This window comes from Drouetiella sp., from assembly GCF_059504425.1.
In genome coordinates, this window is sequence record NZ_JCACIN010000025.1 from 207,286 (window position 1) to 220,680 (window position 13,395).

A 13,395-nucleotide genomic window follows, 5' to 3' on the forward strand; every position below is an offset into this window, starting at 1 on the left:
GGCGCTTCGTGCCCCACTAAAAATGTCTCCGTCCCAGCCGCCTTGGCAGTTGCTATACTATTCACAGACTTTTCCCGCCTGCGTTGCTTTTCCTGCACACGCCATTAGGGGTTAAAAGAGTTGAGTCAGAGAATCGCCTGAAGTAACACAAAATTTCAGCCTCAATTCATAGGCAAATCAACCAACATGATCTGAATTGTTTCACCTGTAGCTTTAAAGGTTTCACCCACAGGTAAGACTGCCAGACTATTAGTTTGTGCCAGGTTAATTAGATTTCCAGAGCTGGAAGATCCACCTGCCAAGTGAAACTCGTATGATCCATCCACGAGATAGGTTTGTCCCCATAGATAACTTTCTCGCTTGCCATCCGATAGCAAATCTTGCTGCGATCGTCCCTTCACAAATAGGGGTCGCCAGGAGCTTGATAGACCAGAGAGCTTGCGCAAAGCAGGCAGGACAAACCGCCAAAAGGTCACTAAAGCCGAAACCGGATTGCCAGGAAGCCCAAAGTAGAGTGCTGAAGGTAATTCTGCCGTTGCCAATTCCGTCCTTGCAAATGTGGCGACTGTCAGCGGTTTTCCCGGTTTCACGGCAACAGCTCGAATATGAATTTCTGCGCCCAGCTCTGCCAGAATGCGATCGACATAATCATAGTCTCCGACCGAAACGCCTCCTGACGAGATCACCAGATCTGCTAGAGCGATGGCTTGGGCGATCGCTTCCTTTAATTCCTCTGGTCGATCGGGCACAATGCCTAAACAAATTGGCTCTGCCCCAGCATTGGCAACCAGAGCCGCTAGAGCATATTGATTGGAGTCAACAATTTGTCCAGGCTGGAGCGATTGATCGGGCGATACTAACTCGTTACCCGTCGATAAAATTGCCACACGAGGACGGCGAAAGACGGGAACCTGCATACATTGTGCTGTTGCCAAAACCGCCATTTCAGGAGCTGACAGACGAATGCCCAGCGGCAGCAGCGGGTTTCCAGCCTGATAGAATTCGCCCTGATGACGGACAAAAGCATTGGGTTTGGGCGCAGTCGTGAGCGTGACGCGATCGCCCTCTCGCCGCGTATCCTCCTGAATGACGATCGTGTCAGCTCCCGCAGGCATCATGGAGCCTGTGAGAATCCGAGCTGCTTGACCGGACTGGACTATTTTCTGCGGCTGATATCCAGCAGGAATTTCCTCAATGATTTCCAGCGTCACGGGCTGTTGAGGGTCACAATCTTTTACGTCAGCATAGCGAACGGCATAGCCATCCATCGCCGAATTGTCCCAATGCGGCACATCTGAAGCGCCGCTGACCGCCGCTGCCAAAATCCGCCCGTTAGCGAACTCTAGAGCGATCGTTTCACTATCTCGCTGTGGGTCAAGAGGTTGAACTAGGTCTAAGATTAAGGCTTCTGCTTGTTGGGCGGGCAGCATCGCGGCTTTACCAGAGAAGAGAACTTTACAGGAAAAAGGAATAATGAGAGAGGCTCCTTTCATCCTATGATGACTTCGCTAAACACCAGCGCCTAATATGATCCGACCGCCCGACTCCCTGCAAACTCCCCACAGCGGCTATCACTGGGAAGGCTCAGACCGCCGCTTCTTTGAAGGCTGGTACTGTCGTGTGACTTTGCCCGATTGCGGAGAGACTTTTGCTTTCATGTATTCCATTGAAGATCCGATTGGTGGCGCAGCCCACAGCGGCGGCGCAGCGCAGATTTTAGGCATTAACGATGAATATTTCTGCCGCACCTTTCCCGATGTGCAGCATTTTTGGGCATGGCATAACGCCTTGGGACTGGGACACTGGCGGAAAAGCGCCAAATTGCAGACTAAGCTACCGCCCAGATATTTAGAGCCTGAAGAATTCGATCGCCTGGTGTTAGAAGACCAAATCTCAGACGGCTACCAGGCAACTGCCACTTGGCATCAAGGCAAGCTAACCGATCCAGGGTCGGGGCAGACGGTTCGCTGGCAATATCAAATTCAGCCTAGGTATGGCTGGGGCAATCGGACAGGTGTGCAGCAATCTACAGCAGGCGTTCTGTCACAGCTCCAGATTTTTGAACCAGGCTGGCAGATTTTGATGGCGCATGGTCTAGCCACAGGCTGGATTGAGTGGCAGGGTCAGCGTTATAGCTTTTGCAATGCCCCTGCCTATGGCGAGAAAAACTGGGGAGGAGCCTTTCCACAAAAATGGTTCTGGCTAAACTGCAACGTGTTTGAGGGTCAGTCTGATCTAGCCCTGACAGCGGGTGGCGGTAAAAGAAGCGTATTGGGTTGGATGGAGTCAGTAGCGATGATTGGCATTCACTATGGCGGCAAATTTTATGAATTTGTACCGTGGAATGCCCAAGTGAGCTGGGAGATCCATCCTTGGGGATACTGGCGGATGCATGCCAGAAATGCCCAGTATGAAATTGAGCTAATCGGCACGACTCATCATCCCGGAACGCCCCTACGAGCGCCCACTGCGGCAGGTTTAACATTTTGCTGCCGAGATACGATGAAAGGAAATTTAACGATGACGTTACGAGAGAGGCAGGGGCAGTCTGTGGTTGTACAAGCTGAGAGCCATCTTTGCGGGCTAGAGGTAGGAGGATCACCTTGGAAAGAGCCTTGGCGATCGCAGTCCTAAAGCTTGCCCTGAGCTAGCGACGCGCCATAGCACTAACTCTTATGAGGGGCTGAGTTAGAGTATAGTCAAAGAATTAAACAGGCTTAGAGGCTGTTGGCTGATCGGGGGCTGGGCAACGGAGCGATCGCTTCAACAAAGTTGGTCAGATAGCGCTGGGTTAATAATGCTAAGAATATGGCACTGGCTCGGTACTTTAGACAAGGTCTCTGGAATTGCGTAGGCGAATTAACTGCCGCCGCATCTGTGGAGAAGCTTCCATGTCGGATAATTCCTGCGTTTTCACGTCAGCGTCCATGGGTTCCATGTACTCGTCCGCACCGTAGGAAAAAGCGTCCAGCAGTAGCTCTAGAAGCTGTTCGCGGGTGCGAATCACCTGCTTCTCTTCAATGAGCCTGAACTTAAGATGGATCTCACAATCGTAAACAGCGAACTCAGGATTAACGGCTTGGCGATCGAGGTTGGAATTCATATCAGGATGTAGCAGGAGAAGGTGGATACCAGGAGATCTATGCTCAATGACTTCGGGTAAGGTTATTTTGCCTTGCCGGAGTTTATTGAATGTAGCCATCAATTTCTGAAGGATCGTTCGCGCTTTTAAAAGATCTATCGCTAAAACTATCATTCCCCGAAAACTAACCAAATCCGCTAGTTAGCTGAATTAAGAAATAGATAGTTAAATCCTTCAGTTATCTATAGATAGCACTACTGAAGAAGCCTCAATAGTGTTTTGTTTAAAGTCTCTGTAAGGAGTTGAAGATACCTTTACAGAGGCTTCAAACCATCTACCTGCTTGATTTGTTGTTCATTATTGAACCGCAGTTCTACTGAATCTTCTATTTCTTCAAGTCGTTATCAGTAGTTAATCTAGCTTCAAGCTGGGTTGGTTTCTTAGGTCTAAACTACGCAATTTCACATCTTATTTGTACATGAGAAACTCAGAGGATACAGGGCTGATTTCAACGAATAGAAATATAGAAAGCCTCTGATCCTTACGGCAAGCGAGTATCAAGTTTTATGAGAAAATGATTCAAGCTTAGTGCATTACAACCCTGTGATATTTGTTATACCGGGGTAGAAGCTGAAAAGAAACCGATCGCCTACGTTTGAATGTAATGAATGTAACGGTGTGTCTCTGTATAAACTCGTCTTTAACGAGCATCTTAAATGCTTGATGAAATCCAGTTAAAATACTGAGATGGAGTGCTGTTTTTTTACGTTCAAATAATGTGTTAAGCGATGTATTCAGTGAAAAAGGAAGTCAACAGACTTGGGGAGCAAAGAAAAAAATTCTTTCTGTGTTGCCTCTAAAAGTAAGCTTCATTTCTTAGGAGGCTGAAGCACCTAATTTTCCATAGTTGTACTGAGTCAGGATCAATTTATTAATACCAACTCTGTCAAATTGAGCATTATTTTGAAAGTCTAGTGAGTAGTGAATACCTGATAGCTTGTGAAGTCAGAGATTTATAGAAGCGATCGCTCCTCTCAGTAGAATCCGCCTACTCCAGTAGTTTTTCGCAGACTTTGTGTAAATCTAAATCCAGGCGGTAAAGTCTCGCACAAAGGTTTCGAGGGATAACAGGTGAATTCGGTCACTCTGACGCGCCACTTCGCGATCGGCTTCGGTGTTGTAGCCCCAATCTGCTAGATAGAGTTTGACGGCAGCTAAGTCTGGCTGAGGTGCTATATTGTGTAAGGTTTTCAGCCGATCTTCTACAAACCAAACCGTGACGGATTCATCTAATTCTTGGGTAAATTTTTGAATCAGGGCACGTAGGGTATCTGCCTTCGGCTGCTTTGCCTCTTTACCAAAAATTCGTGATTCTGGAATCTCGATTTGCTGCTGCTGGAGCAACTGCCGTACAAAGCGCTGTTCCTTGGTAGTGATAATAAACAGCTGTGTTTCACTCTGTATGACCTGCCGCAGACGATCGACAACACCAGGATAAAAGCGTTGCTGCGCCAGCCAATCCTCGGCATCGGCATTAATCCAGGCATCTCGCACTCCATCAAGCTGTGCGGCAATCTCGCCAGGAGTCAGGGCTAGCTTCTGCAACTGCTGTTGGGCAATAGTTGCCCAGTGGGCGAATAGCTCAGCTTCTGGGATGTCTTCGAGCAGCGATCGTACTAAGAGCGGCATTTCCCAGCCTGTCTCAATCACAGGGCGCAGATGATAAAATCGCTCAGCCAATCCTGGAGGCGGAACGTCATCTACAGGTTTCCAGATCTGGCAATAGGTCAGCCATGAGGTTTGAAAATATTCAATCAAGCCGTCGCATACAACTCCATCAAAATCTAATGCCAGAAGGGTGGGCAGGTTCGGCATGGCAGGTTTCCTCAACGGCTAATTTTTTGGCTAGTTCTCTTGGCTAATTCTCTTGGCTAATGCGGGGGCAGAATCAGGTAGCAGTCCTACTCAAAGCTGCACATTCTTAACCGTGCCATAAATGTGGGCAAAGTCTGGTTATCCACACTACAGCCCCCCCGACCAGAGCCAAACCCGCCATTTTGCAGTGCTTTCCACCAGGGCACCGTCCAGAACCAGAGCGCTGGTAAATGTCCTTGGGGTGCCTCTAGGCTAAAGTTGAGCTGATTGTAATATTTAAGAAACTCTAGGTGATCGGTCCACCACTCCATTTTTCTAGCAAAATCTAGCACCTGATCTTGGACAACGCGGGAAGGCAGGTTATTGGTAAAGCTCGTCCGAGATCGCTTGGGAATGGGATAGGCTTGCCACTGTGCTGTAAAGCCAAACTTGCCGCCGCTATAGTAGCTCCAGAGGCGATCGATCGTATGTAAATCAAGGCAAGGAAGCTGGGTAAGAGCATCGGCATTGAGCCAGCCAGCCGCAGCGCGATCGGCTGCTTTGAGCATGACGACAAGGGTTTCTCGATCGGCATCTAGCCATTTTTGCTGCTTCAACAAATCCCGCAGAGTCGTGTAATCTATGCCTTTTTCAGAGCGGAGGTTTATGGGTTCAGCATCGACGGATTTTGCTAGAGCTGCGATCGGTGGCGCGGTCGGCGGTAGCTCAGGCGGAATCTCTTGCCTAGAGATGAAAGAGGCTGATTCCGTAGGAGTTGCCGTAGGAGCCATCTGAGCATAGGCAATGCCACCGGGCACGATCAGAGTGGGGGGAGAATCTATGGGTTCAGGCTGATCTAGACCCTGTGCTAAATTTAGCGAGCTTGAAGGCGTTGGAAGCTGAGTCAAATGTCGGGAGAGCACCTGATCTTCAATGACCGCAATATCGCTGCCTTGAAGTTTCAAGGAATGCTGGAGCCTGACCAGGCGATCTTGAACAGATTGACTAAACGGTAGTCCGAGAGCGATCGCTTGAGTAAATTCTTGCTCGTATCGCTTGAGCTGCGCCTGATAGTCTTGCGCCTCAGGCTCTAAATTCGGTTGAGGTTCAACAGGGCGAGCTTCGCGGGGCGGTTGAGTGGGATTGGCGACTATATCATGAGTCAGTGCGGCACTGGAAGCGCTATTTGCCTGGAGTGAAGAGACACGCTCACCCGATCGATCCGCAGAACCCGCTTGCGCCAGAAGTTCCAGTACGCGCCGTTCGATCGCTTCAGCTTCAGCAGAGGTCAGCTTGAGCTGAGTCTGCTGTCGTTGCAAGATAGAGCGATTGACCGCAGCAATCTCGCCATTGCGAGCATATTGCTTGACAAAAATCGCGTAGGATCGAGCGGTTTCAGGCGTGATCATAACTAACAGACCGATCGCGGAGGTAACTTCTCGCATCCTACGCTAGATCCAAGCTTCCGTAAACTGTTCCGATCGCGTTTTGCTCTGTCTTGCATCGGTCTGGTAGTGACAAATCTGGGCATAATTTTTTGGAAATCCGCGCTCTCTTCAAAAAAATCACACACATAGCGCTACGCGCTTAGATCCAATGAGTTATTTTTTGAGAGCCGCACGGAGCGCGGCTCTCAAAAAATAACTCGTCCTAACTCAATCATGTAATGCTATACCACTAGCAAGGTTCATCTATTCCCAATCTTCAATATCTTGGGTTTCAGCCTCGATCAAGCCCTGCCTCAGATCTGCCCAGACCATCTGTTCGGCAGATAAATCTTGAACCAATTTGCCTTGGCGCAAATGCAGAACATGGGTACAAAACTGCTGCGCTAGCTCAAGCTGATGGTTCACCATGAAAATTGTCATCTGCTGAGTTTGCGCCGTCTGAATCAGAGTTTCAATTAGATGATGACTGCGTCCGGCATCCAGAGCTGAGGTTGGTTCATCCAGTAAAAGCACCTTGGGCTGAATTACCAGGGCACGAGCGATCGCCACTAATTGCCGTTGCCCTACAGAAAGCTGTACTTCGGTGCGATCGAGCCACTCGTGAGGAATATGAAGCTGCTCAGTCCAGGTGCTGATCCGCTGCTGAGCCTCTGATTTCGGCATTCCCCGTAGCGATAGAGGATATGCCAACGCCTGCCGTACCGTCATGCCCAACAGCTTCGATTCCTGGGAGACTAACGTGATTTGCTGGCGCAGTGGAATCACCGGAATTTGACGAATGTCCTGCCCTTCAAAAAAAATCTGTCCCTGACTGGCTTCACTGAGACGATTGAGCAGCCGCAGCAAAGAGGTCTTTCCGGCTCCAGATGCGCCTACAACGGCAACGCGATCGCCCTGAAATACCTTACAGGAGATATCTTGCAGTAGCCGCTGGGCACCTGCGTTGAGGCTGACGCGATCGAGCAGGAGTTGGGGAGAGGGCATTGAGTGAACAGTGAGGGAGCGGAGATTCTAGAGGGCGACAAGTCCTAGCGAAAGGGCTGTCCAGATTGTCCAAGTGTCGATCGCTAATAAAAATAGCGTCAAGACCAGCAGAATTAGATACATCCAGGGTTGAGACAGCGGCTTGACATCGGTAGTATCGATGCCCGTTTTGGCTTCAACCTGTTGCACGAGCCTAGCAAATCCGGCTACCCGCATCGGCAAGAGATAACCCTGTCCCGACTGGCTGAGGAAATAATAGACAATGCCGCCCTGCCCTGTAGAACGAGGCTTGAGAGCCGTGATTTCAGCCCAAGGTAGCGACCAGCCTTTGCGCCAGAATTGCGGTACCCAGTTGGGATAAGTGACTCGAATTTCCTCATCGTCCAGAATTACCCGCTCGCAAAGAACGGCATAAAGGGCGATCGCTCCTAGCGCCAAACCCACTGACAGCCAGAGAGGAGGCACCGGAGCCTGAGTGACCTTTGCCAAAAAGGGTAAGGGCAGCGTTAGAGCCACATACAGCAGCAGCAGCGTCAGCCGAATCAGTGGAGAGAGCCGGAAGATCTGGGGTGAGATAGGAGCAGACACGGAAAGATTGGCAGGTTGGAAAGACACAGAGGGCGCTTGATTAAATTGATTAAGGGGCTTCTACTAGGGTAAATGCTTTCCAGCAAATGCTCTGACCAGCAAATGCTCTGACCAGCAAATGTTCTGACCAGCAAATGCTCTGACCAGCAAATGTTCTAAGGCAGGTACTTTTGCACCACCAGCCAACCTGTAAACGTCACGAATGAAAAGCCTAGAAAAAGCGCGACATTCAGTCCCACATGCAGCGGTCTTGCCCAAGGGCGTTTGGGGCTAATTTGGCTGGCGCTCCAGGCGGAGGCGATTGTCAAACTCACTACCGCCAGACCTGCGGGTAAATGCGCCGAATGTCCTAGGTTGCCATAGTAGCCGATCGTGCCCATCAGACCTACTGCCAGCAGTAGCAGCACTAGACCTACCATTGTGCCGCCAATGCCGTAGTGTAAAGGTCGCAGCCATCGAGGACGAGGCTGCCCCTGCACCCGTGTCAAAGACATCCATCCGCCCGTCGCTATCAGCAAAACATAGGCAGTCAAGGATAGACCCATTGACCAGGCTGCAATCCGCCAGAGCCAAAGAAAGGAAGGAAGATTCACAGGAGAATGAAGTAAGTTATGCCTTTATTCTCCCTCTTCTTCCGGCAAAATTCGTAGCCGAATGGTACGTGAAAAACTGCCATCTGGATCGCCAAGGCTAATCTCTACCGTTTCGTTGGTGAGCGGAGTGAGGTGAGAGAGGAGCGATCGCAAATTTGGCGTACTCACACCACTATCTAGATAAACTCGCTCAGATAGAGTATTCATACGCTTCCAGGTCGTGTAGAGCTTGGCGATCATCTGCTCTAGCTGGGCGGCTTGGCTCACGAGTTCGGCAGTGCTGTTGAGACAGCCGATGCGTAAAGCCTCCTCTAGGGCAGACTCCAGATCGAGCGATTCATGGGCAAGAGACTGTACCTGACCCGCAGCGTTGAGGTATTTCGCCAGATAGCGTGCCTCAGCCGTCACCTGCTTAACGGTATCTACATCAGGATTTTCTGCTACCTCTGCCCGCAGAAAAGTCTGATGCGATTCGGGAAGCTTCTCCATTTCACGGACAAGCGGGGTCAGGTATCGAGCTGGAATGGTGCTGTTGGCTGCCTTCTCTTTGATTTCGATCGGCAATAAATCTGACGTAACCGCCGTCCATTCATCCACCAACTGCCGCACTTCGCGTTGAGTGACTCGCGGACTAGCGTTGTTTTCCCTCAGGCGATCGCTCACCATTTGCTGCACTTCTGGAGCCGCCTGAGCCGTGGCAATGAAGGCGCGCTTGCTAAAGTGGCTAACTTCTTCGGAGTCTAAGATGCCGTCCTCTAGTAATTGATCGGCGCTGGTTGCCAGCTCAATTAGTGAATATGCCTGAGTTTTGCTGATTTCTCGGTCTTTTAGCCAATTGAGAAAGCCAATGCCGTGATCGCTGCCGCGCTTCTCACGATCGCGTACTGCCCGCAAAATCCGTCCGCGCCAGATATCTGTCTGTAGGTCAAAGCGATCGCACACCTGCCATGCGGTTTCTACCTGCTGCTGAAACTCATGCTCCGAAATCTGGTCATCTTCAGGATCAGGCACCTGGAAATCTAGCACGGCATTTGTGCCTAAGTCTTTAGAAAAATTGGGCAGAAGCACATCGGAACGGGTGTTAAAACTGCCATCTGAAAACTGGACTGCGTGAACCATTCAATGCTTTGGAGTAACAGCCGACATATTATGCCATGCTCTCTGGCGATCGAGTTGGCAAAGTTTGTAGCTTAAAGTTCGTGGCTCACGGCAAGACGATCGCGTTACTTAGCAGCGTTTCGTTAAACATCCTACAGACTGGAGATTTTGGGATTAGGTTTGGTGGGGGCGCAGCCCCCACCAAACCTAATTTGCAGGAGGTCTATTAGCTAGCTAAATAGGCTCGGACATTTGCTTTGCGACGACGAAGATGATCTAACGCCTGACGCTCTAGCTGACGAACCCGCTCACGGCTGATGTTCATCCGCTGACCCACCTTGGCAAGAGATAGCTCATTACCATCTGCTAAGCCAAACCTTAAGACCAGAACCTCTCGTTGTTGAGGCGTTAGCTCAGCCAACATACTCTCTAGATCTTGACGGAGAGACTCTTGAGTTGCATAGGTTTCTGGAGAAGCATTTTCGTCTTCCAACAGATCCTGTAGCTCAGTGTCCTGATTATCCCCAATTCGCAGCTCCAAAGAGACGGGCTGCCGTGCCATCATGAGATACTCACGAATTTGGCTTGGCTCTAACTCAAGCGCCTCTCCAATCTCTGCTGGATTAGGACTTCGTCCAAGCTGTTGGGTTAGCTCTCGCTGAACTCTCTTAATTTTGTTAAGCTTTTCAGTGATGTGAATGGGTAAACGAATCGTGCGAGCTTGCTGAGCGATCGCTCTCGTAATTGCCTGCCGAATCCACCAGTAGGCATAGGTCGAGAATTTGTAGCCCCGCACCGGATCAAACTTCTCAACACCGCGTTCCAGACCTAGAGTACCTTCCTGAATCAGATCTAGAAACTCTAGATTTCGCTTCTGGTACTTTTTGGCGATCGCAACCACTAGCCGCAGGTTTGCAGAGATCATCTTTTGCTTGGCTCGCTGCCCCAAACGCAACGCTTGAGTCAAATCAGCTTCGCTCATTTGCACTTCAGATGCCCACTCTGCATGAGCTGGTTCACGGTCTAGCTTTTCAGCAAGCTTATCCTTAGCTTCTAAAAGCGCCATCAACTGCTGAACCTGCTTACCAAAAACAATTTCTTGCTCATGGGTCAACAAAGGTACACGACCGATTTCATGAAGATAGGTGCGCACCATATCTGCGGTAAATGCTGGCTTGCTGGCTTTGCCCTTGGTGGTTTGAATATCGATGTTTACAGTTGGCATAGAGCGACAGAGAACTCCTTATAATCAGGACTAATGGGAATACGGTGCCCCGGAAACCTTAGTTTCCTAGAAACAAAAATAGTTAGGCGGTTAACGGTTTAAGGTTTACAAAACTAGATCAGCGCCATGGCTGTGAAGCGAGAAGATTGTGGGAGAGCAGTAGGGTGAAATCTGAGGCGATAAATGCTTGCGCAGGTTAATGTTTGCTAAGTGCGTCTTGAAATTTTTTAGCTGCTTGAGGCTCTCTAGCTGCAACCTCGGAAGCAATTTCTAGTAGGAACAATCCTTTGTGGCAAATGTTCACTAGGCTGAGTCTGCTGAACCGTGGAATACGTCCATCAAGTACGTTTACCAAAGCGGTGAGCTAGGAGATCCTGGAGTGATGACGATCGTTCCTGAAACTGGCAAACCAAAAGATGTACTAGCAATATCGTAGATGAGGTGTATGAAAGCCGGAATCGTTACCAGTTTGAATTGCTTACAATTGTATTACAATTTTAAGGTTCCGTAAAGAGGTCAGCTCTCATCCGATCGGCTGAACTTGTGTAAGATTTTCTTTGCTGCTTCATAGAGTGCTTCATTAAACCAGTCGCAAATTTAGAAACGAATTTAGGAGAAAGAGGCGCATCCTTTCCCCGTTCTAATATGATGCAAGATTATCTTGAGGCAGAAGTACGGGAAACCTAGAGGGATAACCGAACTGTAATATTTCTACTAAAACCCTAAATCCGCTTTGGCGGCTTCAGCGGCTCGAAATAGCGGCTCGTTGGGCATTTCCTCCCAAGCGCGATCGCCAATTTCGGCATAGAAAGTCTCGTCGTAGGGGCGGGTGCGAACCACGACAGGCATCGGCACCGCGTGACCCAGAATGAGAGCCTGCTGCTTAGAATCGAGCTTTGCTAGAACCGATCGCAATGCCTGACCGCCTGAAACGCCTGTGAAAATAGCGTCGATGTCTTTTTCGTCGTTTAGCAGCGCCGTAATCCGCGTACCGACCTGAGACATTACCTCGTTATCAATGCCAGATGGACGTTGATCAACGACGAGGAGTGTAACGAAGTATTTGCGCATTTCACGGGCGATCGTGCCAAAAATAGTTTGACGGACGGTGCTGGGATCAAGGAAGCGGTGAGCTTCTTCGATGGTGATGACGAGCTGATGGGGGCGATCGCTGGGGTTTTTCGTCTGTAAAAACTTCTCAGCTTTGTGGACATAGCTGGCGTGAATCCGACGGGCAATGACGTTGGTTGCCAACATATAGGACAGCATATTGGACTGAGAGCCAAACTCGATCACCACATGCTTTCCGGCTTCTAAAGACTCCAGAATCTGTCCGACGTAGTTTTTGGGGCAAGTGTTCCGCAGATACTTCAAGTCGTCTAAGCGAGTCAGCTTGCGCTGGAGCGCCATGATGGAAGACTTGCTCCCCATCTTCACCTCACAGAATTCCTGAATCTCCTCATTGCTCATGGACATCAGGCGGGTAATCCAGGTTTTGCCAAACTCGTTCCGGAGGATGATCGCATTTTCTAGACTAGCTTCCGAGAGGTTGAGTTCGCCTCGCACCAGCGCCAGATCCTCTACGTCAATTTGGTCATAGCTGATGTAAAGCTCCTGGGCATCCCGCACGCCGCGCCGCTTGGTGGATTCGGGATCGAGGGTGTAGACCTGGACGCGATCGGGAAATAACTGCCGCAAGCCTTTGACGGTGCTAAATTGCTTGCCTTCTCGCGCTGCCTCCCAGCCGTATTCTGAGTGCATATCAAAGATCAGGTTGACGGCAGCACGCTTGCGAATAATGCCGGAGAGCAGCAGTCGAGTTAAGAATGATTTGCCCGTACCCGACTTGCCAAATATGCCGTTGCTGCGCTCGACGAAGCGATCGAGATCAATGCAAATGGGGACATCCATGTCGATCGGCTGACCGATGGCAAAGTTGCGGCGATTGGGGTCATCCTCCCAGCCAAAGACGGCACGAAAGTCTCGATGGGCAGCGTCATACACCTGGCTAAAGTGGCTAGGAATGGTTTTGACGGGCTGCAATTCTACGTCGTTGGTCTGCGCTTCGTAAGAGCCAAGCTTTCCAGCAGCTTTCTTGGTTTTATTTTTATCTGAGGTTTTCCCCGAATCTGGGCGATCGCGATTAGCAGGCGTAAACATCAGCATTGGGGTCAGGTTGATGGTGCCATAGGTTCCCGTTCCGGCAAGCACCTCCTGCAAAAATAGGTTGCTGGGATCAGGCGGATTGGAAAGGATACGCGGACTAGAAGTGCCCAATGCCACATCCGTTAACATGCAGAAGAAGCGCGATCGCACCCCTTGCACCACCAAAAATTTGCCAACCCGCATGTCTTCTACCAGAACATCCGCATGAAGTCGCACCTCTAATCCCTGGCTGAGGGAACCTTGAATGACGGAACCTAGCGGCTGCTCTGGATTCATGCCTGAATGTATATGCCTAGATAAAAATTAGTGAATCTGCGAGTTAATACGCCTGTCCTATTATGAGTTAATACGTTCGTT

The 13,395-nt window shown here is 49.9% G+C and carries 12 protein-coding genes; 2 read left to right on the forward strand and 10 right to left on the reverse strand.

What is annotated here, in order from left to right:
• Window positions 1–161: 161 nt before the first annotated feature.
• Complete coding sequence (locus AC5JMP_RS06520; RefSeq protein ID WP_495850761.1) at window positions 162–1,430, reverse strand: molybdopterin molybdotransferase MoeA; 1,269 nt, start codon at window positions 1,428–1,430, stop codon at window positions 162–164.
• A gap of 97 nt (window positions 1,431–1,527) precedes the next feature.
• On the opposite strand from AC5JMP_RS06520, the gene AC5JMP_RS06525 reads away from it, so the two are divergent.
• Window positions 1,528–2,634: a tocopherol cyclase family protein gene (locus tag AC5JMP_RS06525; protein ID WP_495850626.1), complete on the forward strand. Its 1,107-nt coding sequence runs from the start codon at window positions 1,528–1,530 to the stop codon at window positions 2,632–2,634.
• Between the two features lie 193 nt (window positions 2,635–2,827).
• Here AC5JMP_RS06525 and AC5JMP_RS06530 read toward each other — a convergent pair whose 3' ends face one another.
• From AC5JMP_RS06530 to AC5JMP_RS06560, 7 genes are all read right to left on the reverse strand, one after another.
• Complete coding sequence (locus AC5JMP_RS06530; RefSeq protein WP_495850762.1) at window positions 2,828–3,103, reverse strand: Npun_R1517 family heterocyst differentiation transcriptional regulator; 276 nt, start codon at window positions 3,101–3,103, stop codon at window positions 2,828–2,830.
• A gap of 1,062 nt (window positions 3,104–4,165) precedes the next feature.
• The gene (locus tag AC5JMP_RS06535) at window positions 4,166–4,957 is read right to left on the reverse strand and encodes an HAD family hydrolase (protein WP_495850627.1); all 792 of its coding nucleotides are present in this window, start codon (window positions 4,955–4,957) and stop codon (window positions 4,166–4,168) included.
• A gap of 86 nt (window positions 4,958–5,043) precedes the next feature.
• Entirely contained in the window at window positions 5,044–6,381 is a 1,338-nt protein-coding gene (locus AC5JMP_RS06540; protein ID WP_495850628.1) for a GUN4 domain-containing protein, read from the reverse strand.
• Between the two features lie 246 nt (window positions 6,382–6,627).
• Window positions 6,628–7,368 carry an ABC transporter ATP-binding protein gene (locus AC5JMP_RS06545; RefSeq protein ID WP_495850629.1) on the reverse strand — a complete coding sequence of 247 codons (741 nt, stop codon included), beginning with the start codon at window positions 7,366–7,368 and terminating at the stop codon, window positions 6,628–6,630.
• Window positions 7,369–7,395: 27 nt separating this feature from the next.
• Window positions 7,396–7,956, reverse strand: a complete 561-nt coding sequence (locus AC5JMP_RS06550; RefSeq protein WP_495850630.1) for a hypothetical protein — start codon at window positions 7,954–7,956, stop codon at window positions 7,396–7,398.
• A gap of 155 nt (window positions 7,957–8,111) precedes the next feature.
• Window positions 8,112–8,549, reverse strand: coding sequence for a DUF4079 domain-containing protein (locus AC5JMP_RS06555; RefSeq protein ID WP_495850631.1), 438 nt, complete (start codon window positions 8,547–8,549; stop codon window positions 8,112–8,114).
• Window positions 8,550–8,573: 24 nt separating this feature from the next.
• A complete protein-coding gene (locus AC5JMP_RS06560) occupies window positions 8,574–9,668 on the reverse strand; it encodes a hypothetical protein (RefSeq protein WP_495850632.1) in 1,095 nt (364 codons plus the stop codon).
• Between the two features lie 35 nt (window positions 9,669–9,703).
• Here AC5JMP_RS06560 and AC5JMP_RS06565 point away from each other — a divergent pair, with 35 nt between their 5' ends.
• Window positions 9,704–9,877 (forward strand): hypothetical protein, encoded by a 174-nt coding sequence (locus AC5JMP_RS06565; protein ID WP_495850633.1) that lies wholly within the window; start codon window positions 9,704–9,706, stop codon window positions 9,875–9,877.
• Here AC5JMP_RS06565 and AC5JMP_RS06570 read toward each other — a convergent pair.
• On the reverse strand, window positions 9,874–10,872 hold the full coding sequence (locus tag AC5JMP_RS06570; protein WP_495850634.1) for an RNA polymerase sigma factor, RpoD/SigA family: 999 nt from the start codon (window positions 10,870–10,872) through the stop codon (window positions 9,874–9,876). The two genes, AC5JMP_RS06565 and AC5JMP_RS06570, sit on opposite strands and share 4 nt — an antisense overlap.
• Before the next feature lie 714 nt (window positions 10,873–11,586).
• Window positions 11,587–13,314, reverse strand: a complete 1,728-nt coding sequence (locus AC5JMP_RS06575; RefSeq protein ID WP_495850635.1) for a helicase HerA domain-containing protein — start codon at window positions 13,312–13,314, stop codon at window positions 11,587–11,589.
• Window positions 13,315–13,395: the final 81 nt, after the last annotated feature.

Coding starts and splice junctions, on each gene's coding strand:
- AC5JMP_RS06520 (WP_495850761.1), bottom strand. CDS start 1,430: ATGCTGCCCGCCCAACAAGCAGAAGCCTTAATCTTAGACCTAGTTCAA.
- AC5JMP_RS06525 (WP_495850626.1), top strand. CDS start 1,528: ATGATCCGACCGCCCGACTCCCTGCAAACTCCCCACAGCGGCTATCAC.
- AC5JMP_RS06530 (WP_495850762.1), bottom strand. CDS start 3,103: ATGAATTCCAACCTCGATCGCCAAGCCGTTAATCCTGAGTTCGCTGTT.
- AC5JMP_RS06535 (WP_495850627.1), bottom strand. CDS start 4,957: ATGCCGAACCTGCCCACCCTTCTGGCATTAGATTTTGATGGAGTTGTA.
- AC5JMP_RS06540 (WP_495850628.1), bottom strand. CDS start 6,381: ATGCGAGAAGTTACCTCCGCGATCGGTCTGTTAGTTATGATCACGCCT.
- AC5JMP_RS06545 (WP_495850629.1), bottom strand. CDS start 7,368: ATGCCCTCTCCCCAACTCCTGCTCGATCGCGTCAGCCTCAACGCAGGT.
- AC5JMP_RS06560 (WP_495850632.1), bottom strand. CDS start 9,668: ATGGTTCACGCAGTCCAGTTTTCAGATGGCAGTTTTAACACCCGTTCC.
- AC5JMP_RS06565 (WP_495850633.1), top strand. CDS start 9,704: ATGCTCTCTGGCGATCGAGTTGGCAAAGTTTGTAGCTTAAAGTTCGTG.
- AC5JMP_RS06570 (WP_495850634.1), bottom strand. CDS start 10,872: ATGCCAACTGTAAACATCGATATTCAAACCACCAAGGGCAAAGCCAGC.
- AC5JMP_RS06575 (WP_495850635.1), bottom strand. CDS start 13,314: ATGAATCCAGAGCAGCCGCTAGGTTCCGTCATTCAAGGTTCCCTCAGC.